Annotated in this window: 24 protein-coding genes; 9 read left to right on the top strand and 15 right to left on the bottom strand. The window is 67.3% G+C overall.

What is annotated here, in order from left to right:
- Window positions 1-70 precede the first annotated feature (70 nt).
- Window positions 71-244, top strand: coding sequence for a YdcH family protein (locus tag E4341_RS06160; RefSeq protein WP_017505994.1), 174 nt, complete (start codon window positions 71-73; stop codon window positions 242-244).
- A 73-nt stretch (window positions 245-317) separates the two neighbouring features.
- Here E4341_RS06160 and E4341_RS06165 read toward each other — a convergent pair whose 3' ends face one another.
- The gene (locus E4341_RS06165) at window positions 318-983 is read right to left on the bottom strand and encodes a DUF1013 domain-containing protein (RefSeq protein ID WP_039245300.1); all 666 of its coding nucleotides are present in this window, start codon (window positions 981-983) and stop codon (window positions 318-320) included.
- 220 nt (window positions 984-1,203) lie between these two features.
- Between E4341_RS06165 and E4341_RS06170 the strand changes: the two genes are divergently transcribed.
- On the top strand, window positions 1,204-1,824 hold the full coding sequence (locus E4341_RS06170; protein ID WP_165115955.1) for a beta/gamma crystallin-related protein: 621 nt from the start codon (window positions 1,204-1,206) through the stop codon (window positions 1,822-1,824).
- Here the strand turns inward: E4341_RS06170 and E4341_RS06175 are convergent.
- Window positions 1,821-2,792 (bottom strand): NAD(P)H-quinone oxidoreductase, encoded by a 972-nt coding sequence (locus E4341_RS06175; RefSeq protein ID WP_165115957.1) that lies wholly within the window; start codon window positions 2,790-2,792, stop codon window positions 1,821-1,823. The genes E4341_RS06170 and E4341_RS06175 overlap by 4 nt on opposite strands.
- Before the next feature lie 88 nt (window positions 2,793-2,880).
- On the opposite strand from E4341_RS06175, the gene E4341_RS06180 reads away from it, so the two are divergent.
- Together E4341_RS06180 and E4341_RS06185 are read left to right on the top strand one after the other, a co-directional pair.
- A complete protein-coding gene (locus tag E4341_RS06180) occupies window positions 2,881-3,084 on the top strand; it encodes a DUF1192 domain-containing protein (protein WP_055754990.1) in 204 nt (67 codons plus the stop codon).
- Window positions 3,085-3,193: 109 nt separating this feature from the next.
- Window positions 3,194-3,694 (top strand): DUF1465 family protein, encoded by a 501-nt coding sequence (locus E4341_RS06185; protein ID WP_055754989.1) that lies wholly within the window; start codon window positions 3,194-3,196, stop codon window positions 3,692-3,694.
- Window positions 3,695-3,702: 8 nt separating this feature from the next.
- Here the strand turns inward: E4341_RS06185 and E4341_RS06190 are convergent, their stop codons facing one another.
- Window positions 3,703-5,265, bottom strand: coding sequence for a murein L,D-transpeptidase (locus E4341_RS06190; RefSeq protein ID WP_017506000.1), 1,563 nt, complete (start codon window positions 5,263-5,265; stop codon window positions 3,703-3,705).
- Window positions 5,266-5,424: 159 nt separating this feature from the next.
- The gene (rpmE, locus tag E4341_RS06195) at window positions 5,425-5,649 is read right to left on the bottom strand and encodes a 50S ribosomal protein L31 (protein WP_017506001.1); all 225 of its coding nucleotides are present in this window, start codon (window positions 5,647-5,649) and stop codon (window positions 5,425-5,427) included.
- Window positions 5,650-5,802: 153 nt separating this feature from the next.
- On the opposite strand from rpmE, the gene E4341_RS06200 reads away from it, so the two are divergent.
- Complete coding sequence (locus tag E4341_RS06200) at window positions 5,803-7,671, top strand: ABC transporter transmembrane domain-containing protein (protein ID WP_055754987.1); 1,869 nt, start codon at window positions 5,803-5,805, stop codon at window positions 7,669-7,671.
- Here E4341_RS06200 and E4341_RS06205 read toward each other — a convergent pair.
- From E4341_RS06205 to E4341_RS06230, 6 genes are all read right to left on the bottom strand, one after another.
- Window positions 7,668-8,699: a glycerophosphodiester phosphodiesterase gene (locus tag E4341_RS06205; RefSeq protein ID WP_165115959.1), complete on the bottom strand. Its 1,032-nt coding sequence runs from the start codon at window positions 8,697-8,699 to the stop codon at window positions 7,668-7,670. The genes E4341_RS06200 and E4341_RS06205 overlap by 4 nt on opposite strands.
- Window positions 8,700-8,893: 194 nt before the next feature.
- Window positions 8,894-9,700 carry an inositol monophosphatase family protein gene (locus tag E4341_RS06210; RefSeq protein WP_017504555.1) on the bottom strand — a complete coding sequence of 269 codons (807 nt, stop codon included), beginning with the start codon at window positions 9,698-9,700 and terminating at the stop codon, window positions 8,894-8,896.
- 104 nt (window positions 9,701-9,804) lie between these two features.
- On the bottom strand, window positions 9,805-10,371 hold the full coding sequence (gene efp, locus E4341_RS06215; protein WP_055754985.1) for an elongation factor P: 567 nt from the start codon (window positions 10,369-10,371) through the stop codon (window positions 9,805-9,807).
- Between the two features lie 103 nt (window positions 10,372-10,474).
- Complete coding sequence (locus E4341_RS06220; protein WP_055754984.1) at window positions 10,475-11,035, bottom strand: tryptophan-rich sensory protein; 561 nt, start codon at window positions 11,033-11,035, stop codon at window positions 10,475-10,477.
- Between the two features lie 69 nt (window positions 11,036-11,104).
- Entirely contained in the window at window positions 11,105-11,605 is a 501-nt protein-coding gene (gene bfr, locus E4341_RS06225; RefSeq protein WP_165115961.1) for a bacterioferritin, read from the bottom strand.
- A 142-nt stretch (window positions 11,606-11,747) separates the two neighbouring features.
- The gene (locus tag E4341_RS06230) at window positions 11,748-11,933 is read right to left on the bottom strand and encodes a bacterioferritin-associated ferredoxin (protein ID WP_017504559.1); all 186 of its coding nucleotides are present in this window, start codon (window positions 11,931-11,933) and stop codon (window positions 11,748-11,750) included.
- A gap of 130 nt (window positions 11,934-12,063) precedes the next feature.
- Here E4341_RS06230 and thiE point away from each other — a divergent pair, with 130 nt between their 5' ends.
- The 3 genes from thiE to E4341_RS06245 all read left to right on the top strand — a co-directional run bounded on the left by thiE (window position 12,064) and on the right by E4341_RS06245 (window position 15,309).
- Window positions 12,064-12,717, top strand: coding sequence for a thiamine phosphate synthase (thiE, locus tag E4341_RS06235; RefSeq protein ID WP_165115963.1), 654 nt, complete (start codon window positions 12,064-12,066; stop codon window positions 12,715-12,717).
- 62 nt (window positions 12,718-12,779) lie between these two features.
- Window positions 12,780-14,471: a HAMP domain-containing sensor histidine kinase gene (locus tag E4341_RS06240; protein WP_165115965.1), complete on the top strand. Its 1,692-nt coding sequence runs from the start codon at window positions 12,780-12,782 to the stop codon at window positions 14,469-14,471.
- Between the two features lie 43 nt (window positions 14,472-14,514).
- Entirely contained in the window at window positions 14,515-15,309 is a 795-nt protein-coding gene (locus E4341_RS06245) for a hypothetical protein (protein WP_165115966.1), read from the top strand.
- 3 nt (window positions 15,310-15,312) lie between these two features.
- On the opposite strand, the gene E4341_RS06250 is transcribed toward E4341_RS06245, so the two are convergent.
- The 4 genes from E4341_RS06250 to E4341_RS06265 all read right to left on the bottom strand — a co-directional run bounded on the left by E4341_RS06250 (window position 15,313) and on the right by E4341_RS06265 (window position 18,090).
- Window positions 15,313-15,654 carry a VOC family protein gene (locus E4341_RS06250; protein WP_165115968.1) on the bottom strand — a complete coding sequence of 114 codons (342 nt, stop codon included), beginning with the start codon at window positions 15,652-15,654 and terminating at the stop codon, window positions 15,313-15,315.
- 181 nt (window positions 15,655-15,835) lie between these two features.
- On the bottom strand, window positions 15,836-16,252 hold the full coding sequence (locus tag E4341_RS06255) for a GNAT family acetyltransferase (RefSeq protein WP_165115970.1): 417 nt from the start codon (window positions 16,250-16,252) through the stop codon (window positions 15,836-15,838).
- Entirely contained in the window at window positions 16,249-17,334 is a 1,086-nt protein-coding gene (gene aroC, locus E4341_RS06260) for a chorismate synthase (RefSeq protein ID WP_165115972.1), read from the bottom strand. Before aroC ends, E4341_RS06255 begins: the two co-directional genes overlap by 4 nt.
- Window positions 17,335-17,343: 9 nt before the next feature.
- The gene (locus tag E4341_RS06265; RefSeq protein WP_165115974.1) at window positions 17,344-18,090 is read right to left on the bottom strand and encodes a DnaJ C-terminal domain-containing protein; all 747 of its coding nucleotides are present in this window, start codon (window positions 18,088-18,090) and stop codon (window positions 17,344-17,346) included.
- A 110-nt stretch (window positions 18,091-18,200) separates the two neighbouring features.
- Between E4341_RS06265 and pdxH the strand changes: the two genes are divergently transcribed.
- Window positions 18,201-18,875, top strand: a complete 675-nt coding sequence (pdxH, locus tag E4341_RS06270) for a pyridoxamine 5'-phosphate oxidase (protein ID WP_165118606.1) — start codon at window positions 18,201-18,203, stop codon at window positions 18,873-18,875.
- A 7-nt stretch (window positions 18,876-18,882) separates the two neighbouring features.
- Here pdxH and queA read toward each other — a convergent pair whose 3' ends face one another.
- Window positions 18,883-19,968: a tRNA preQ1(34) S-adenosylmethionine ribosyltransferase-isomerase QueA gene (gene queA / locus E4341_RS06275; protein ID WP_165115976.1), complete on the bottom strand. Its 1,086-nt coding sequence runs from the start codon at window positions 19,966-19,968 to the stop codon at window positions 18,883-18,885.
- Window positions 19,969-20,031 lie beyond the last annotated feature (63 nt).

A 20,031-nucleotide genomic window follows, 5' to 3' on the forward strand; every position in this document is an offset into this window, starting at 1 on the left:
GAAAGTGATTACACAGCGCGCCAAACCGGGCGCTCACTCTACTGGTCCCTAACCAAAGGAGGCGCAAGCCATGACCATCGAGGCTCGTATTCGCGAACTGGGTAATCGTCATCGCACCCTGGATGAGACCATCCAGAAGGAGCTTACCCGCCCGTCCACGGATCCGTTGCAGGTCAGGGCGCTGAAGCAGAAGAAGCTTCGGCTGAAGGAAGAAATCACCAGTCTGGAGGCGCGCGCGACCTAGCGTCCGTCTGCCTGAAAACGACGACGGCCCCGGAGATCGCTCTCCGGGGCCGTTTTCGTTACGCGAACGCGGATCAGTCCTTGGTGCCGAACACCGATTCCGCCGTCGGCTCGGCGCCGGGACGTTGGCGGGCTTCCGGCACGAACTCGGGCTCGGCCTCGACCTGTTCGACGGGCTGGATCGTGCCGCCGCCGTTCTTCAGGTCGTCCTTGGCCTTCTTGTCCGCGGCCTTTTTGACGATCTCGTCCAGCGCCAGCTGGCCGACGAGGCCAAGGGTCACCGGGTCGACCGGCTTGATGTTGGCGCTGTTCCAGTGCGTGCGGTTGCGCACGCTCTCGATGGTAGACTTGGTCGTGCCAAGCATCTTGGCGATCTGGGCGTCCGTCACCTCGGGGTGGTTGCGCACGAACCAGGCGATGGCGTCGGGGCGGTCCTGGCGACGCGACACGGGCGTGTATTTCGGGGCCGGCTTAGCCGACTTCAGCAGTTCGGCGTGGCGGCTGACGATCGCCTTCATGCGATAGTTTTCGTCGCCCTGGGCCTTGTCCAGTTCTTCGCGCGTCAGCTGGCCGCCGGTGACGGGATCCACGCCACGGATGTCGCGCGCCACGTCGCCGTCGGCGATGCCGCGAACTTCAAGCGGGTGCAGGCCGCAGAAGTCGGCGATCTGCTCGAAGCTGAGAGAGGTGTTGTCGACCAGCCAGACCGCAGTGGCCTTGGGCATCAGAATGTCGCTCATGGGGCGTTCGTCCCGGTGTTGTTGAGCCGCCGAATGAGGCTTCGGCTGGCGTTGGATACGACGGCGCCCGGCCTTTCGACCGGGCGCGTATGATGCCGATATAGGCCTATTCGACACAAAAGAAAACGCTGAGCGACAATCCCATACAGCAACGGTTCATCCGCCCTGACGCAACCTTCGCGGTAATGAAGCTTTTCAGCTTCGGGAGAGGAGAACAACCATGTCCATTCTGCTTGGCGCGGCTCTGGCCGCAGCGATGGCCTCGGGCCAGGACTATGCGCAGCAACGCGTCGCCCCGCGCGGCGGCTATATCCAGTCGTGTTCGGAAGCCTATGTGAATCGCGGTCGTCTCTATGCCGATTGCCGCGATACGCGCGGCCGGATGCGCGGCACGTCGATCGAGCTGAACCGCTGCGGCGGCGAGGAGATCAACAACGACAACGGCCTGCTGGTCTGCGGGCGGTTCCGTGGCGACTATGAAGACAGCCAGCCCGGCCGTCCCGGCGGCGGCTGGGGACCCGGCAATGGCGGTCCGGGCAACGGCGGCCCCGGCTGGGGCGGCGGCAATGGCGGTGGCTGGGGTCGGTCCTCGATCACCGTCTATGAGAACGCCAACTTCCGCGGCGCTTCGCGTGAGTTCACCAGCGAAGACCGCAACCTGGGCCGCACCCCATTCAACGACCGCATCAGTTCGATGCGCGTTGAAGGCCGCTGGGAAGTCTGCACCGACGCCGAGTTCCGGGGACGCTGCCGCATCGTCGAAGGCGATGTCCGCTTCCTGAACGGCGGCTTCAACGACAACATCTCGTCGCTGCGCCCCGTGCGCGGCGGGCGCTACTAGACGCTCAGCACGATCTTGCCGATGTGCCCGCCGGCTTCCAGTTCGGCGTGCGCATCGGCCGCTTGCTCCAACGCGAACACCGCCTGAACAGGCGGCTTCACCTTGCCGGATGCGACCCACGGCCAGGCGGTCGCCTCGACAGCCGCGGTCAGACGCGCCTTTTCGTCCGCCGGGCGGCTGCGCAGCGTCGATCCGGTCAGGGTCAATCGCTTCAGCATGATCCGCTGCAGATCCATCTCGACCTTGGGGCCGGTCAGGGAGGCGATGACCACCCAGCGCCCGCCCGCATTCAGACTGTTCAGGTTCAGGGCGGCGTAATCGCGCCCCACCATGTCCAGAACCACATCCGCGCCGCCCGCCTCGCGGATCTGCGCCTCCAGATCATCGCTCTTGGCGTCCAGGCTGATGTCCGCGCCCAGCGCCTTGGCGGCTGCGGCCTTGTCCGCCCCGCGCGAGGTGGCGATCACTCGGGCGCCGGCGGCCTTGGCCATCTGGATGGCCGTGACGCCGATGCCGCTGGTCGCCCCGTGGATCAGCAAAGTCTCGCCGGCCTTCAACGCGCCGCCTTCGAACACATTGGCGAAGACGGTAAAGACGGTTTCCGGCAGCACGGCCGCCTGCACATAATCCAGACCCTCGGGGATCGGCAGGACATGACGCGCATCGACCACGGCCAACTCCGCATAGCCGCCGCCGCCCAGCAGGGCGCAGACCCGGTCGCCGACCATCCACCGCGTGACGCCCTCTCCAACAACCTCGATCTCGCCGGCGATCTCAAGTCCCAGAACGTCCGATGCGCCGGGGGGAAGGGGGTAGGCGCCGGTGCGTTGCAGCAGGTCCGGCCGGTTTACGCCCGCCGCCCGCACCCGGATCAGCACCTGACCCGGCCCCGCGACGGGATCGGGCCGTTCGGCGATCTTCAGGGCCTCGGCCGGTCCGGAGCCGCCTTCGATTTCGATCACGCGCATCGCACTCGCCTTGCATTCGTCCGTATCCGGGCGTTCAGATAGGGACCGTGGACCGCCTTGGCCATGACAGCGCGAAAGGAAGGCGACGATGTTCGAAGATCTTGAACCCCGCCCGCAACGCGGCGAACCGCTGCGGGCCCTGTCACGCGAAGACCTGGACGTTTACGCCGTCGAGGATTTGCAGGAGCGGATCGCCGCGCTTGAGGCCGAGATCGCGCGCTCGCGCGCCGCGATCGAGACGAAACGCTCCAAGAAAAACGCCGCTGACGCCCTGTTCAACTTCGGTTCGTGATCGCGAATGATCCGCTGGCATGGCATGAGCGTTGCATCTTTCGTGCGAACGGCGCCGCCAGGGGCCGATTGCAGGACGGACCCGACCTTCTCTGATGATCAATGCTCAAATGACCTCCGCTCCGTCCCCCGCTGACCGCAGCCGCACCGTTCGCGATTTCGCCCGGTCGGAGCTGTTCGATCGCACCTTCCGCGAAGGCATGGAGCTGGTCGAGGAGACCGCCGCCTATCTGGACGGCGAGGGCCGTCGCGATTCCAAGATGCTGTCGCGCGCCGCCGCCCTGGCCTATGCGGCCGAGAGCATGAAGCTGACCACCCGCCTGATGCAGATCGCCTCCTGGCTCCTGGTCCAGCGCGCCGTGCGCGAAGACGACATGTCGCCGGAAACCGCCTGCGAGCCGCGCTATCGCCTGAACGAGCGCCGCATCGACGCCGAGCCCAGCCACGCCGAGTTGCCGATCGCCCTGATCGAATACCTCGTGCGATCGGAAAAGCTGTTCGACCGCACCCTGTATCTGGATCGCCGCATGTACGCCGACGATCAGGATCAGGCCCCGGAAAACCCGGTGCTCAGCCAGATGGGCATGCTCGAGGCGGCCTTCAGGGGCTGATCGCCCCCTTACGGCCCGACGTCGTTGGCGTCCGCCCGGCCGTCGTCGATGGGCTTGGGCAGATTGACGCCGATGCCCAGCGCCTGCGCCAGCTTGTCGTCGCGGCCATAGACGTCCTCGCGGAACGCCACGCGGCCCTGACCGTCCACGAAGGCGGTCCAGTACAGCAGACGCACCGAGATTTCCCGGCCGGTGGTCACGCGCGTCGTCTCGCGCGTGTCCTGGGCCGTGTCGAACTGGGCCAGCTTGGTCGGATCGGGCGACAGCAGCAGGCGCGCGAACTCCACCGCATTCTGCACCCGCACGCAGCCGTGGCTGCGCTGACGCGTGGACAGGTTGAAGGCGGCCTTCGACGGCGTGTCGTGCAGGAAGATGGCGTAGCTGTCGCGCAGCTCGAACTTCACATAGCCCAAGGCTGAGCGCGGACCGGCGCGCTGGATGACCGTGCCGTCTTTCACATACATGTCGTTGGCGGCCAGATAGCCCGGCCCCTTAGGCAGGATTTCGCGGCGCGCGATGCCGGCCGGCACATACCAGGGCGGATTGGCCACGACCGAGGCGAACGGCTTCTCCAGACTGGGCGTCTGGTTCTCGGCCGAGCCGACCACGACGCGGTTGGAGTGAACCGGCTTGCCGTCCTTCCAATAGACCATGATGGCGGCGGCGGTGTTGACCTCGATCCGCTCGGGCGCGACCTCGCGCTTCAGCCAGCGACGGCGCTCCAGGTTCAGCGCGATCTGACGCGCACGGTCCTCGGCCGAGGCGCCCAGCGAGCGCTGGGTGCCTGCGCCGATCCGCCCGTCGGCGCCCAGTCCATGGCGGTTCTGGAAGCTTTGCACCGCACGTTGCAGTTCGGCGTTGTAAACCAGGCCCTGCGACTTCAGCCGCGCGCCGTCGGCGGCCGACAGGTCGCCCTCGGCCGTCAGGCGGTCGATCAGGGCGGGGATGCGGCGATCGCTGTTGCCGGGCTCTATGGTCGCGCCTTGGGTGAAGCGGGGCCAGCCGCCTTGCGCCGCCAGACGGCGATAGCGGACATAGCCGGCCGACAGGTTCTGATAGCCGATGTCGGTGGGCGCCAGGCCGTCGTACCATTGGCCCAGCACATTGCGGGTCAGGGCGTCGCTCAAGCCGCGCGGCAGGTCCACACGGTTCTTCTGCATTTCCCACAGATCCTCGACCGTCTCGGGCCGCACCTTGCCCTCGGCCAGGACGCGGGCATAGGCCAGCGCCGCCGCCGTGGTCCGCAGGTCCGCGCTCGCCGGATCGGCCGCTAGTCCCACGAAGTCGAAATAGTCGGAGCCCGCCAGGCCATGGCGATTGGCGCCGGCCGCGACCGTGTTCAGGGCCCGCACGCGGTCGGCGTTCCACACCGGCCGCCAGCCGTTCATTTCATAAAAGGCGCGCACATCCGCCTGCTGCGTCTCGGGCAGACGCGAAATCTGGTCGTTGAAGCTATTGTAGAAGGCGGTCGCCTCCGGTCCGCGCTGCACGAAGACCTGCTGCGCGCGCGCCGCCGAGCCAAGGGTCATGGCCGCCGTCGCGACGCCCAGACCCAGTTGCCGTCTATTCATCGTCTTCCGCTTCTTCGATCGCTTCGGCCAGCGTGGCCGACGCCCCTGGTACCCGAACGCCCCCACATTATCGGTGTTCCGACCAAACAAAAAGCGCCGGCCTTGCGACCGACGCTCTTGGTGTTCCGATTGCTGCGAGATGTCGCAGCCAGGACGCGCTTACTTCTTGATGAAGCCGGCGAACTTGTTGTTGAAGCGCGAGACGCGGCCGCCGCGGTCCATCAGCTGGGCGTTGCCGCCCGTCCAAGCCGGGTGCGTCGACGGATCGATGTCGAGGGCCAGCTTGTCGCCTTCCTTCCCGTAGGTCGAACGGGTCTGATAGGTGCTGCCGTCGGTCATCACCACGGTGATGAAGTGGTAGTCGGGATGGGTATCCGCCTTCATGGTCGTCGTCCGGTCTCTGCGCGGTGACGATGCCGACCGTCCGTGCGCGTGAAATGAGAAACCCGCCACCAAATCCTTTTTAAGAGAAAGGCCCGGCGGGAATGAGGGGCGGCGTTTACACCGGGGGGCGTTCCGGGGCAAGAGGCGGGCGAAATGACCGATCAAGCCGCCGCCTCCGCCCCTTCCGCCAACCGCGCCTCGGGCATGGCGTCGCTGGAAGGACGGCCCAGCGCCGGCGCCCTTCTGGCCGACCAGATGTCCGAAGCGGGCGCCAAGCGCGCCAAGCGCCGCGACATCCGCCCGCTCGCGCGACTGATTCCCTTCGCCATGCGCCACAAGGGTCATGCCCTGATGGCGGTCTTCTGGCTGCTGCTGTCCACCGCCGCCTCGCTGGGCCTGACCGCCCTGGCGCGCGGGGCCATCGACCATGGGTTCGAGGCCGGCGGCGCCAATCTGAACATCTGGTTCCTGCTGCTGGGGGCCAACGCCCTGTTCCTGGGGCTGGCGACCGCCGCCCGCTACTATTTCGTCACCCGCACGGGCGAGCGCGTCATCGCCGATGTGCGAAAGGGTCTGTTTGGCCGCATTCTGACGCTGGACCCGTCCTTCTACGCCCATATGCGCACGGGCGAGGTGCTGTCGCGCCTGACCACGGATATCGCCCTGGTCGAGACGCTGATGACGACCTCGATCTCCTACGCGCTCAGAAACTTCCTGACCCTGATCGGCGGCGTGGCCCTGCTGTTCTTCGTCAGTCCCAAGCTGACCGGCTTCGTCCTGCTGATCGTGCCCTTCCTCCTTGGACCGATCTTCATCTTCGGCCGCAAGGTGCGCAAACTGACCGTGGCGTCTCAGGATCGCTTCGCCAACGCCGTCGGCTTCGCCGGTGAAAGCGTGGACGCCATTGAGACGGTCCAGGCCTTCGGTCGTGAACAGAGCGCCATCACCCGCTTCGGCGCGGCGGTCGAGGACGCCTTCAACGCTTCCTTGACGCGGATGCAGGCCCGCGCCTGGATGACCGCCCTGATCATCGTTGTCATGTTCGGCGGCGTGACCCTGGTGCTGTGGCTGGGCGCCCAGGACGTGGTGAAGGGCGCCATGACGCCCGGCGCCCTGCTTCAGTTCGTTCTGCTGTCCGTTTTCGCCGCAGGCGCCGTTGGCGCGCTCGGCGAAAGCTGGGGCGACGTGCAAAAGGCCGCCGGCGCCATGGAGCGGATCGAGGAGCTGATGCGCGCCGTCGCCGGCATCGCCCCGCCGCCCCAGGCCACGGCCCTGCCAACGCCCCCGCGTGGCGAGGTGTCGATGTCGGCCGTGGGCTTCGCCTATCCAGGCCGCCCCGACCTTCCGGCCTTGAAGGGCTTCAGCCTGACCGTACGCCCCGGTGAGACGGTCGCTTTGGTCGGTCCGTCCGGCGCCGGCAAGTCCACGGTCTTCCGCCTGCTGCTGCGCTTCTACGATCCGCAGACCGGCATGGTCTCGGTCGACGGCGTCGATGTGCGCCAGGCCGATCCCGTCGCCGTGCGCGATCGCTTCGCCTGGGTGTCGCAGGAGACGCCGCTGTTCTCGGGCTCGGCCTTGGAAAACATCCGCTTCGGCCGCGAGAACACAACCCTGGAAGAGGCCCGCGCCGTCGCTGAAAAGGCTCAGGCGCTTGGCTTCATCGACGCCCTGCCTGAGGGCTTCGACACCCCGCTCGGCGAGCGCGGCAAGAGCCTGTCGGGCGGCCAGCGCCAGCGCTTGGCCATCGCTCGCGCCCTGGTCCGCGACGCCCCCATCCTGCTGCTGGACGAGGCCACCAGCGCCCTCGACGCCGAAAGCGAACGCCTGGTCCAGGTTGCCCTCGATCAGGCGATGGAGGAGCGCACCACCCTGGTCATCGCCCACCGCCTCGCCACCGTCCTGCGCGCCGACCGCATCGTCGTCATGGACGACGGCCGCGTGGTCGAAGAGGGCACTCACGAGCAACTCGTCGCCCAGGGCGGTCTCTACGCCCGCCTCGCCGAGCTTCAGTTCCGCAACTAGGGCGCCGTAGGCCACACCAGGGCCGAGAAATCGGTGAACAGCGCATCGACTCCGGCCTCGGCGAAGGCTGAGGCATAGCCGGTCATGTCGCCGTGCCGGGCGGGGTCGTCGCCTCTGCGTCGCTCGACCGGCAGGAAGACGTTCTCGGCCCGCAGGGTCCAGACCACGACCTTGAGGCCCGCCGCATGGGCGTCGGCGACCAGGGTGCTCGGCGCGGTCGTGCGACCTTCGGCGTCGCGCGGCAGGACCAGGGTCATCTCCGGCGCGACCCAATCGGCGTAGGCGGCGATGGCCTTTAGCCCCTCGGGCGTGATCATCTGCGCATAGGTCACGTCCGCCCGGTCTGCCGGTCCGCCCTTGGCCGCGATCAGTTGGGCCAGCGGTGCATCGATGCGCGTCGCCAACCGCTCCAGCGGCCCGACCTCGAAACACTGGATGATGATCGGCGCCTCGGCGCCCGACAGACCCAGCCGCTCCAATTCGGTGACGAAACCGTCCTCCATCGGCAAGCCGATCCCGGCGAAATAGGTCGGGTGCTTCAGCTCCGGCGCCACGCCGATCGTCCGCCCGGTCCGCGCCGAGGCCTCGCGCGCGATGGCGACGACCTCGTCGAAGGTCAGGATCGACTCTTGACCGTCATAGGCGGCGCTGCCCGGTCGAAACGCGGGTAACCGCTCCCTGGCGCTCAGGGTCTTCAACTCGGCCAGGGTGAAGTCTTCGGTGAACCAGCCGGTGGTCTCGACCCCGTCGATGGTCTTGGTCGTCCGACGGCCTGCGAACTCGGGCCGGTCGCGCACGTCCGTCGTGCCGCCGATCTCGTTCTCATGCCGATCGACGAAGACGCCATCCCTGGTCAGCACCAGATCCGGCTCGATCACGTCCGCGCCCTGTTCGATCGCCAACTCATAGGCCGCGCGCGTGTGCTCGGGCCGTTCGCCGGAGGCGCCGCGATGGGCGATGATCAGGGGCTGACCCAAGGCTGGCGTTCCGGTCAGAAGGACGAGGCCGCACAGGATGAAACGGATCATCCGCCTTGGATAGGGCAGGGGCGCGACAGGCCGATGACCGTCTCCTCCCCACATGTGGGGAGGGGGACCGCGAAGCGGTGGAGGGGTTCTTGACGCCCCACCGGCCGCTGGCGATCAGGCAAGATCCCCTTCGTCACGGCGCTGAAGAAGCGCCGCGCCACTTCCCCCAAGCGGGGAAGAGACAGAAGCGAGCTTCAGGAGCCCTGAAGCACCTTGCGCAAGTGCGGATGCAGTTCGGTGTTCGACGCCAGGATCGACTTGCCCGTCTTGGGATCGCCGTCGTTCTCGATGGTCGTGACGCGGCCGCCGGCCTCGGTGACGAACAGGATGCCCGCCGCCACGTCCCAGGGCTTCAGATTGCGCTCATAATAGGCGTCGTAGCGGCCTGCGGCGACCCAGGCGAAGTCCAGGGCGGCCGAGCCCAGGCGGCGTATGCCGGCGACCCGTTGGCCCACAGCGTGCAGATCCTTGATCGACTGGGCGTGGCCCGACTTGCCGATGAAGGGCAGGCCGGTGGCGATCAGACTTTCGGACAGATCACGACGGCCGGCGACGCGGATGCGCTGGTCGTTCAAATAGCAGCCCTTGCCCTTTTCGGCCCAGAACAGCTCGTTCATGACGGGGTTGTAGGTCACGCCGGCGACGATCTCGCTCGACCCGTCGGGCGCGCGGCGCTCCAGACCCACCGTGATGGCGAAGTGGGGCATGGCGTGCATGAAGTTGGTGGTGCCGTCGATCGGATCGACGATCCAGGTGTGGGACTTGTCCGTCCCCTCGATCATGCCGCGTTCCTCGCCCAGGAAGCCATAGCCAGGGCGGGCCTTCATCAGCAATTCGTACAGCGTGTCTTCGGCCTTCAGGTCGGCGGCCGTGACGAAATCGCCGGGGCCCTTCCTCGACACCTGAAGCTGGGAGACTTCGCCGAAGTCGCGCAGCATCGGGCGGGCGGTCTTGCGCACCGCATCGGTCATGACTTGGAGCAGGGCGGAGGCGAGGGCCATCGGGGAATCTCCTGGTCCGAAAGTCCTTCAAAGCCGCAGCCGGACAGTCGGAGAAGTTCAGAAAGGAACGGCCCCGCGAGGGGCCGCTTTAGCGTGGTGGTCTGTTAGTCCGCGCGGCGGACGTATTCGCCGCTGGTCGTGTCGACGACGATACGCTCGCCGGCCGACATATAGGGCGGGATCATGATGCGCACGCCGTTCGACGCCAGCGCGGGCTTGTAGGATGACGAGGCGGTCTGGCCCTTCACGGTCGGCTCGGTCTCGGCGACTTCCAGCACGACCTGATCGGGCAGTTCCAGGCCGATCGGACGCTCTTCGTGCATCTCGATGACGACCTTCATGCCTTCTTGCAGATAGGGGATGCGTTCTTCGCCGACCCAGTCCTTCTGCAGTTCGATCTGCTCGTAGGTGGTGTCGTCCATGAAGACCAGGCTGTCGCCGTTGTCGAACAGATAGGAGAAGTCCTTCTGTTCCAGCGTCACGCGCTCGACCTTGTCCTCCGACCGGAAGCGTTCGTTCAGCTTGTTGCCGGTCTCCAGGTTCTTGGCCTCGACGTTGGCGAAGGCGCCGCCCTTGCCGGGCTTGACGTGGCTGGCCTTGGTGACGACCCACAGGCCGCCATTGTGCTGCAGGACCATGCCGGGCTTGATGGTGTTGCCGTTGATCTTCATGGGGTCACATCGGAAATGGAGTTGCGCCCTCGCACCGTTCGGGGCGAGGCGAATAGGGCGCGATCCCTAGAGGAAGCCCCGATAAAGGGCAAGGCGACGCAACCTAATGCAGGGTGCGTCCGCCCGAAGCGTCATCGGCCTTGCGATGCAGGAAGTTTCCGAACCGCACACCTGATCCTAGCGGCGCCGCCATCTTGCCAGCCCCTTCGTCCAGCTTGCGCGCTTCGTGGGCGAAGGCTGCGGCCAGACCGGCCGACGACATCGCGGCGACCACCTGACGCGCCATCGACGACGGCCGCAGGCCCAGCCAGACGGCGTTCACCGTCTGGGCCGCGACCCATAGGCCCATGGCGCGGGTCCGCTCCTTTTGCGGAGGCGCATTCCAGACCCGCACGGCCGACAGGGTCGTCGCCGAGAACACGGCCGGCAGGATCAGGCTGAAGGCCCCCTTGGGCTTTTCGGTGATCGGCAGGTCCTTGTCGCGCACCTGTTTAAGGTTGCGACGGGGCTTCAACGCGCCCGAGGCGATGGTGTGGGCCAACAGGGCGAAGCCGACGGTCAGGGCGATCCCGGCGACCACATGGCCGGCGCTGCGGCCCTCGCTGTTCAGCAAGTCCATAGCGGCGTCGCGCACGTCGTCGATGGCGTCGTCGATATCGGTCATGGTCCGCTCCAGCTTGGCCCTGACAGGCTAATGGCCGGAGCGGATTGGAGTTCCGTCAGAAGGCAGAGCTTAGTTGCCGGTCGCCGCGCTGTCGGTGACGATCTCTTTCATCGCCGATTGCAGATAGTTCTGCGCGCCCATCAGCTCGATCAGCTTGTGCTGGTTTTCCAGGAAGTCGATGTGCTCTTCGGTGTCGGCCAGGATCTTCATCAGCAGGTCACGGCTGACGTAATCGCGGGTTTCCTCGCACTGGGTCACGGCGGCGGCGGTCGTCGCGCGGCTGTCCAGTTCCAGTTGCAGATCGGCGCCCAAGCATTCGATCGGATCCTCGCCGACCTTCAGCTTGTGCAGGTCTTGCAGATTGGGCAGCCCATCCAAGAAGAGGATGCGTTTGATCAGCATGTCGGCGTGCTTCATCTCGCCGATCGATTCTTCGTAGATGACGTTGCCCAGGTGCGCGAGGCCCCAGCTTTCGAACATGCGGGCATGCAGGAAATACTGATTAACGGCCGTCAGCTCGTTGGTCAGCACTGCGTTCAGCGTGCGCAGGATTGCGGGGTCGCCCTTCATGGCCATGGTCCTTGGTCTCGCCACGGCGCTATCGCCGTCTGTCGAGCGCAGCCATAACACAGTAAAACGGGCTTTGTTTATTTGCGAGTTTTTATCACTGCATTGAGCAGTGCGAGTGACTGTCGGCCGCAGGCGAAGCAAACTATTCGGCTGCGAGTGCGAACGCTTCGCGGCTTTCCTGAATCATCTGACGCATCTCGCAGACACATTTGGCGCACTGGGCCTGGCATTGGTTGCGCGCGAAGATGTCACGCGGACGGCAGGCGCCGGCCTCGATGGCTTGGGCGACATCACGCTGGCGAAGACCGTTACAGTTGCAGACGTACACGAGGCGCTACACGTTTCACTGACTGAGAATGGTTCGCTATAGCAGTCCTTAAGGCGATTGCAAGTCGTTCGCACGGCTCAGCTGCCGGTGGGCCGTTGACGGATCGTCGCGGGGGCAGGCAATGACGGACATGGCCCGAACACCCACCGTCCCCGAGCGTCCGCCCTGCCGGCTGTATCTGATCACGCCGCCTGTGATCGCCGATCTGAACGCCTTTGCGCAAACCCTCGATCAGGCCCTGGCCGCCGGCGATGTCGCGGCCTTGCAGATCCGGCTGAAGCCCGCCGACGACGCCGCCCTTCGTACTGCGGTCGAGGTCTTGGCTCCGATTGCGCGGCGTCATGATGTCGCGGTCCTGCTGAACGACCGGCCCGATCTGGCGCGGGCCACCGGCTGCGATGGCGTTCACATCGGTCAGGAAGACGGCTCGCTGGCCGAGGCGCGGCGTATCATGGGGCCAGACGCCATGATCGGCGTCACTTGCCACGACGACCGCGACCTGGCCTGGGACGCCGCAGAGGGCGGCGCCGACTACGTCGCCTTCGGCGCCTTCTATCCCACCGACACAAAGGAAACGGTCCATCGCCCGCCGTTGGACATCCTGACGGTGTGGCAAGAGACCGTCGAGACACCCTGCGTCGCCATTGGCGGGATCACGGTCGATAACGCCGCAGAGCTTGCCCAAGCCGGCGCTGACTTCGTGGCGGTCAGCGGCGGGGTCTGGAACCATCCCGACGGCGCAGCCGAGGCCGTCAGGCGTTTCAATGAAAAAATGCGGGCCTGACTTCAGGGGATATTAGGAACCGTGTCGTCCTATTCCGACCTCTGATTGGTCGGAACCTGTCCATGATCCTGAGCCGCGCGCTCAATATCGACGCCCCCCACAGCGCCCCCGTCAAGGGCGTGATGGCGGCTGGCCATCGGCCCGGCCCCGTCGGCGCCGAAGGTCCGGACGGCCCCAATCCCCTTATTCCGGTGCTGACGGGCGTCTTCGTCGCCATCCTGGTCGCTCTGGCGATCGCCTATGCCCGTTCGGCCGGACTGGTGGCGGGCTTGTGGGGCGCCAGCGGCGTCGCCGTCGCCGTCTGGCTGCGCACCAGCCGTGGCCACACCAGCGACCTCACCTTAGCCGGCGTCCTTACCGTCAGCATCCTGATTGGCGAGATCATCGCCGGCAATAAGCCGCCGCTGGCGCTGGCCTTCACGATCGCCAACATGATCGAGATAGTCGGGGCTGTCCTGCTGGCGCGCCGGTTCTCGCCCACGCTCAACCTTTCCAGCCTGAACGGCGCGGTCAGCTTCCTGTTCTTCGCGGCTGTCCTGGCGCCGATCCCCGCCGCCCTGTGCAGCACCCTGATCCTGTCGCTGATGGGCCAGTCCGACATCGTTTGGCAGGGGTTCCAGACCTGGTGGCTGGGTCACGCCCTGGGCATCGCTGTACTGGGTTCGCTAGGGATGTCGCTGACGCCTGCGATGTTCGCACGTCTGCTGAAACCGAGGAAGCTGATCGAGGCCGTCGTTCTGATCGGCCTTGTCCCCGTCTTCTACTTTGTCGCCTTCACGGGCGACGTGCCGATGGGCTTCGTCCTGCTGCCGCTTCTGCTGGCCATCGCGGTAAGGCTCGGCGTCGCGGGCGCCGCCTTCACCCTCGTCGTCATGAGCGTGCTGCTGGTCGGCAGCGCCATGATCGGAAACGGCCCCTATGCTCAGGGCGACCTGACCCATCAGGTTCTGATGGCCCAGATGCTGGTGCTGATCGGCTATATGCCCGTCCTGCTGGTGGCCTCGTTGTTGGAAGAGCGTGACCTTCTGGCGGAGCGCGCGCGCGTCGGTCGCGAACGCGCCGAAAAGGCCTCGGAGGCCAAGTCCCGCCTGCTCGCCAACGTCGCCCACGAGATCAAGAGCCCGGTCGCCGGCATCATCGGCATTGGCGACCTGTGGCGGCAGGGCCACCTGGGGCCGGTCTCGGCTCAGCAGGCCGAGATGTCCGACATGCTGGTCAAGACCGCGCGTCAGGTCGAAACCCTGGCCCACGATCTGCTGGATGTGGCCCGCGCCGAATCCGGGGCCGTCCGGGTCGATCTGCGGCCGACCGACATTCCAGGGCTGCTGGAAGACGTGCGCCGCACGTGCCTGCTGTGGCCCGACGCCGACCGGGTCGCCGTCGAGGTGGTGTGCGAGGGCGATGGCTTGATCGCGGTCGCGGACTCTCAGCGTCTGGCCCAGATCATCACCAACCTGACCAGCAATGCGCTGAAATACGGCGGGTCCGGCGGCCGTGTCGTTCTGCGTGCGCTTCGTCAGGATGACTGCGTCCGCATCGAGGTCAGCGATTTCGGCCCCGGTCTGTCGCTTCAGAAGCAGGCTCAGCTGTTCGAGCCCTTCAACCGCCTTGGCCTTGAGCGTTCGACGGTCGAGGGGCACGGCGTCGGCCTGGCCCTGGCCAAGCGATTGGTCGAGTTGCAGGGCGGCTCGATCGGCGTGATCTCGGCGCCGGGCGAGGGCGCCACCTTCTGGGTCGCGCTGCCCAAGGCGTGAGGTCGCGCTTGCGGTCGCGCTCCGGCCGCGCGATGGTCGGCCCATGCTCATGATCGCCCTTGCCGCCGCCCTCGTGATTTCCGGACAGGCGACGACGCCTCCGCCGCAGCGCGCCGGTTCCAACCTGACGCGGGACTTGAACAGCGCCCCGCCTTCCGCGACCCCGCCCGCCGCCTCCACCGCAGCGCCGACCCAAGTCCCGGCGCAGGCCCCGGCCCGGGCGACGACCCAGGCCTTGCCTCCGATCGGCCAGACCCCCGCGGCATCGCCGCGTGCGGCGCCCGCCGCGTCATCCGCACCGCGCACGACCCAGGCCCAGCCGCCCATCGGCCAAAGCCCGGCGGCCACGACGCGCCCGGCGACCGCGACACGTCCGCAAACGCCTGCCCCGACCACAGCGGCGCCTCAGGCGACCACGCCTCAACCGACAACGACCGCGCCTGCCGCAACCCCGCCGGCCGCGGCACCCGCCCCGGCGGCCTTGAACGCCGCCGCCATCGCCGCTCTGCCGTTCAGCATCCAGCTGCCTACCGGCCTGACCGTCACCCCGGCGCGCGCCGGCGCGACCGCCAACATCTATCGCGTCCAGCGCGGCGATCAGACCCTGCTGATGATCTACGCCGGTCCGTCGTCGCAGTTTCCGATCTATGATGGCGAGACGGTCCGCGCCGGCGGCCGCGCCTCGGTCGTCGTGACCGAAGGCAGCCGCCGTCTGGCGATGGAGCACCTGTTCCAGCGCGCCACGGACCCCAAGGAGATCCACGTCTGGATCGCCAGCGTCGAGGGCGCGGACCGGGATCTGGCCGAACGGATCGGCCAGTCCATCGACGTCAAGTAGGACTCAGCCCTCGGACCACACCGCCATTTCGGTGCCGGCCGGATCGGCGAAGTGGAAGCGGCGACCGCCGGGGAAACTGTAGATCGGTTTCACGATCCGGCCGCCGGCCGCCTCGACCTTGGCCAGCATGGCCTCGAGGTCGTGTGCGTACAGGATGGGCAGGGGCGCCTTGGTCTGATCGGTCTGATCGGCGTCGAACCCGCCGTCCAGACCCTGATCGAAGGCGGCATAGGTCGGGCCGTAATCCACGAAGGTCCAGCCGAACGCCTGGCTGTAGAATTGCTTGGTCGCGGGCAGGTTGGCGGCGGGCAGTTCGAGGTAGTCCAGCTTTCCGTCTTCACGCACGGTTGATCTCCTGAGTTGGGCGCCACCGGTCCCTTGTCTTGCACGGGCCCTCGACATGCGCAAACCTGCAAACGGTTCGCAGTTGCAGGAATCGAGCGATGATTGTGATGACGACAGGCCTGTCGGCCCTGATGGCCTTGATGCGGCAGGACGAACGGTCTGTCGCACGTCAAACGACACCTCAGCCGTCGAGCCTTCGTCCCATCACCACCACATCCTGCCGCTCCAAACCTAGCCGTTCGTAGAAGGTCAGCGCCGCCCTATTGCCGGCGCGCACCATCAGCTGCAGCTTGGGTGCGCCTTGGGTCATCAGCCAGTCTTCAGCCGCCGTCATCAATCGCCGGCCTAGGCCCGTTCCTCGATGTCGGGGATCGACGGCCAGATAATACACCCAGCCCCGGTGGCCCTCGAACCCGGTCATGACCGAACCGACGATCTGGTCGGCATTCGTCGCGACCAGTACGATCGAGGTCGCGGTATCGCGCGCCAGCTTCAAATCCTGTGCCGGGTCGTTCCACGGCCGCGTCAGACCGCAGGCGGACCACAGGCCGATCACGTCGGCCTCGTCGCCGTCGACGATGGGGCGGATATGGCTCATCCGACCTGGGCGCGATGCCTCAGATGGGCGTCGGCCAGCACGCAGGCGGCCATCGCCTCCACGACCGGCACAGCGCGCAGGGCGACGCAGGGGTCATGGCGCCCCTTGGTGCGAAGGTCCGTCTCTTCGCCGTCGCGGGTGATCGTCTGGCGCAGGGTCAGGATGGAGGAGGTCGGCTTGAACGCCACCCGCGCGGTCACCGGCTGGCTCGTCGAAATTCCCCCCAGCACGCCGCCCGCCTTGTTCGACAGGAAGACCGGCTGCTTGTTCAGGTCCAGCCGCATCTCATCGGCGTTCTGTTCGCCGGTCAGTTCGGCGGCCTCGAAGCCCGCCCCGATCTCGACCCCCTTGGCCGCATTGATCGACATTAGGGCTGCGGCCAACTCGCCGTCCAGCTTGCCGTACAGGGGCGCGCCCCAGCCCGCCGGAACGCCCGTGACCTCCAGCGCGACGACCGCCCCGACCGACGATCCCGCCTTGCGGATGCCGTCCAGATAGGTCTCCCAGTCGCCCACGACCTCGGCCGAGGCGGCGAATAGCGGATTGGTGTGGACGGCGTCGAAGTCGATCTGGTCCGGTGCGATCCGGTGCGGGCCGATCTGCACCACGCCGGCGCGGATCCTGATTCCGTCGCCCAGCACCTTGCGCGCCACGGCCCCGGCCGCCACGCGGCTGGCGGTTTCGCGCGCCGAGGATCGACCGCCCCCCCGGTGGTCGCGCACCCCGTATTTGGCCTGATAGGCATAGTCGGCGTGCCCCGGCCGATAGGCGCGGGCGATCTCGCCATAGTCCTTGGACCGCTGGTCCTCGTTCTCGATCAGGATCGAGATCGGCGTGCCCGTCGTCACCGGTCCGTCGCCGTCGTCGAACACGCCCGACAGGATGCGCGCCGTGTCGCTCTCCTTGCGCTGGGTGACAAAGCGGCTGCCGCCCGGCTTCCGCTGGTCCAGCCACGGCTGAAGGTCCGCTTCGGTCAGCGGGATCATCGGCGGGCATCCGTCCACGACGCAGCCGATCGCCGGCCCGTGGCTCTCGCCCCAGGTGGTCACGCGAAACAGATGGCCGAAGGTGTTGTGCGACATGGCCCCGACTTAGGCCGCCAGACGCTCCTGCGTCCAGACCCGCGTGAAGCGCACCAGTAGGTCCTCCGCCGCCGAGGGAACATCAGACGAAGGCTCCAGCGTCACGAACAGATGCCCCGCCGGCCGTGATCCCCGCGCGGGCAGGCCCAGGTCCTTCAACCGCACCCGCACCGGCGCGGCCATGTCGGCGGTGATCCAGGCCGAGCGCGTGCCGACAGGGGTCTCGATCTCCACCCGCCCGCCGTCGGCCATCAGGCGACGCTCGACGGCCCAGGTCATGAACAGGTCGTCGCCGACGACCGACAGCCCGTCCTCGGGCCTGATCAACACCGACAGATAGAGGTCGCTCCCGTCCGCCGCCCCGCGTCTCAGCCGCAGATGATCGCCGCTGCGCAGGCCCTTGGGCGCCGTGACCCGCACCGTGCGCGCGCCCAGCCGGACCTCGACCTGGCCCCCGGCGAGGGCCTGCATCGGCGACAGCACCAGAACCGGCGTCGGCGCGGGCCGTGCGGTGGGCGCCGACAGGGCGGGGCGAGGGGGCTGGTGCGCCTGGATCAGTCGATAGGCCGCGATCACGCGCCGGAACCGCTCGGCGTCCCCGCCGGCCTGATCCGGCCGCGCCGCCTTCACCGCCGTGCGGAACGCGGCCTTCAGCGTCGACGCATCGACATCGCCGCGCACATCCGTTTCCAGGCCCAGGATCGACAAGGCCTCTCGGACGCCGGACACATCTGAAATCAAAACAGGCGCGCTCATGCCGTCACCGTTCGCGCATCAGGGTCAATGGGCGGTTAACCCTGACGGCGACACGCCCGTTTTTGACCGCGATCATTCCCAGCCGCGCCTGCACCGACTACATCATTCGCATGACCGCATCCGTGATCCCGCCCAGCCCGTCGCGTGAGGAATACGCCCGCGACTATCCCGCCGCCTTGGCCGCCAATGGCGACGAGACCATCTTCGACCGCCCCGAACCCATCGGCCTGTTCGTCGAATGGCTGGCGGACGCGAGGGCGCACGAGCCGAACGACCCCAACGCCATGACCCTGTCGACCGTCGACGCCGACGGCCTGCCCGATGCGCGGATCGTCTTGCTGAAGGACGTGGATGCGCGGGGCTTCACCTTCTACTCGAACAGCGAGAGCGCCAAGGGCGTCGAACTGGCCGGTTGCGCGGCCGCCGCCCTGACCTTCCACTGGAAATCCCTGCGTCGCCAGGTGCGGGTGCGCGGCGCGGTCGAGCCTGTCACGCCGGCCGAGGCCGACGCCTATTTCGCTAGCCGCGCGCGCGAAAGCCGCATCGGCGCCTGGGCCTCGGACCAGTCCCGCCCCCTGTCGGATCGCACTGTGCTGGAAGAGGCCGTGGGCCGTGAAACCGCGCGCTTCGATGGGCAGGAGGTGCCGCGCCCGTCCCATTGGACCGGCTGGCGCGTCGTGCCGCGTTCGGTCGAGTTCTGGCGCGATCGCCCGTTCCGTCTGCACGACCGACTGCGGTTTGACCGCGACGGCGAGGCCTGGCGCTCGGGCCGCCTCTGGCCCTGACCCGCGATCAGTCGCGGAACAGCAGCGATCCGTCGCCGTAGGAATAGAAGCGATAGCCGTCGGCGACCGCATGGGCATAGGCCGCCTTCATCGTCGCCGTGCCCGCAAAGGCGCTGACCAGCATGAACAGCGTCGACTTCGGCAGGTGGAAGTTGGTCATCAGCACATCGACCGCCCGGAACCGATAGCCCGGCGTGATGAAGATGGCCGTGTCGCCGTGGAAGGGTTTGATCTCGCCGTCCTCGGCCGTCGCGCTTTCCAGCAGCCGCAGGGAGGTGGTGCCGACGCAGACGATGCGCCCGCCCTTCGCATGAACCGCGTTCAGGGCGGCGGCGGTGTCCGGCGACACCTCGCCCCATTCGCTGTGCATCTTGTGGTCGGCAAGATCGTCGGCCTTGACCGGCAGGAAGGTGCCGGCCCCGACATGCAGCGTCACCGCATGGGTCGAGACACCCTTGGCGCGGATGGCGTCCAGCAGGGCAGGGGTGAAATGCAGCCCCGCCGTCGGCGCCGCAACCGAACCGTCATGCTCGGCGAACACGGTCTGATAGTCTGACCGGTCGCGGTCGTCCTCGGGCCGTTTGGCGGCGATATAGGGCGGCAGGGGCATGACCCCGACATCACGGATCGCGTCGTCCAGCGCCGGTCCCGCCAGGTCGAAGGTCAGGGTGATCAGCCCGTCTTCCCCCTTGGCCGTCACCGTCGCGTCCAGTCGACCCAGCTCGCAGGCGGCGTCGCTGGCGTTTCCAAACCGAACCCGATCACCCGGCTTGATCCGCTTGCCCGGCTTCATGAAGGCGGACCAGACGTCGGGCGCGTCGCGGTGGTGCAGCGTCGCCTCCACCTCGACCGTCAGGGTTTCGCCCTCGGCCCCGATCCGCTGACGCACGCCCGACAGACGGGCGGGAATGACCCGCGTATCGTTGAACACCAGGGCGTCGCCCGGCTGCAGGAAGTCCGGCAGATCGCGAATGACCCGGTCTTCCAGCGCGCCGCCTTTCACCACCAGCAGCCGTGCGGAATCGCGCGGATCGGCCGGGCGCAACGCAATCCGGTCTTCGGGCAGGTCGAAATCGAAATCGGCGGTCTTCATCGCGCGCTCTATAGGGCGCTCCGACGCACCGCGCCACGCCGCGGCGCCCTGCCAGCGCATCGT

The organism is Brevundimonas sp. 'scallop' (genome assembly GCF_011045535.1).
Lineage (GTDB): Bacteria > Pseudomonadota > Alphaproteobacteria > Caulobacterales > Caulobacteraceae > Brevundimonas > Brevundimonas vesicularis.

Coding starts and splice junctions, on each gene's coding strand:
- E4341_RS06255 (WP_165115970.1), bottom strand. CDS start 16,252: ATGAGCCATATCCGCCCCATCGTCGACGGCGACGAGGCCGACGTGATC.
- E4341_RS06200 (WP_055754987.1), top strand. CDS start 5,803: ATGACCGATCAAGCCGCCGCCTCCGCCCCTTCCGCCAACCGCGCCTCG.
- E4341_RS06180 (WP_055754990.1), top strand. CDS start 2,881: ATGTTCGAAGATCTTGAACCCCGCCCGCAACGCGGCGAACCGCTGCGG.
- E4341_RS06245 (WP_165115966.1), top strand. CDS start 14,515: ATGCTCATGATCGCCCTTGCCGCCGCCCTCGTGATTTCCGGACAGGCG.
- aroC (WP_165115972.1), bottom strand. CDS start 17,334: ATGTCGCACAACACCTTCGGCCATCTGTTTCGCGTGACCACCTGGGGC.
- bfr (WP_165115961.1), bottom strand. CDS start 11,605: ATGAAGGGCGACCCCGCAATCCTGCGCACGCTGAACGCAGTGCTGACC.
- E4341_RS06205 (WP_165115959.1), bottom strand. CDS start 8,699: ATGATCCGTTTCATCCTGTGCGGCCTCGTCCTTCTGACCGGAACGCCA.
- rpmE (WP_017506001.1), bottom strand. CDS start 5,649: ATGAAGGCGGATACCCATCCCGACTACCACTTCATCACCGTGGTGATG.
- E4341_RS06160 (WP_017505994.1), top strand. CDS start 71: ATGACCATCGAGGCTCGTATTCGCGAACTGGGTAATCGTCATCGCACC.
- E4341_RS06210 (WP_017504555.1), bottom strand. CDS start 9,700: ATGGCCCTCGCCTCCGCCCTGCTCCAAGTCATGACCGATGCGGTGCGC.
- E4341_RS06165 (WP_039245300.1), bottom strand. CDS start 983: ATGAGCGACATTCTGATGCCCAAGGCCACTGCGGTCTGGCTGGTCGAC.
- efp (WP_055754985.1), bottom strand. CDS start 10,371: ATGAAGATCAACGGCAACACCATCAAGCCCGGCATGGTCCTGCAGCAC.
- E4341_RS06190 (WP_017506000.1), bottom strand. CDS start 5,265: ATGAATAGACGGCAACTGGGTCTGGGCGTCGCGACGGCGGCCATGACC.
- E4341_RS06240 (WP_165115965.1), top strand. CDS start 12,780: ATGATCCTGAGCCGCGCGCTCAATATCGACGCCCCCCACAGCGCCCCC.
- E4341_RS06170 (WP_165115955.1), top strand. CDS start 1,204: ATGTCCATTCTGCTTGGCGCGGCTCTGGCCGCAGCGATGGCCTCGGGC.
- E4341_RS06220 (WP_055754984.1), bottom strand. CDS start 11,035: ATGACCGATATCGACGACGCCATCGACGACGTGCGCGACGCCGCTATG.
- thiE (WP_165115963.1), top strand. CDS start 12,064: ATGGCCCGAACACCCACCGTCCCCGAGCGTCCGCCCTGCCGGCTGTAT.
- pdxH (WP_165118606.1), top strand. CDS start 18,201: ATGACCGCATCCGTGATCCCGCCCAGCCCGTCGCGTGAGGAATACGCC.
- E4341_RS06185 (WP_055754989.1), top strand. CDS start 3,194: ATGACCTCCGCTCCGTCCCCCGCTGACCGCAGCCGCACCGTTCGCGAT.
- E4341_RS06175 (WP_165115957.1), bottom strand. CDS start 2,792: ATGCGCGTGATCGAAATCGAAGGCGGCTCCGGACCGGCCGAGGCCCTG.
- E4341_RS06265 (WP_165115974.1), bottom strand. CDS start 18,090: ATGAGCGCGCCTGTTTTGATTTCAGATGTGTCCGGCGTCCGAGAGGCC.
- queA (WP_165115976.1), bottom strand. CDS start 19,968: ATGAAGACCGCCGATTTCGATTTCGACCTGCCCGAAGACCGGATTGCG.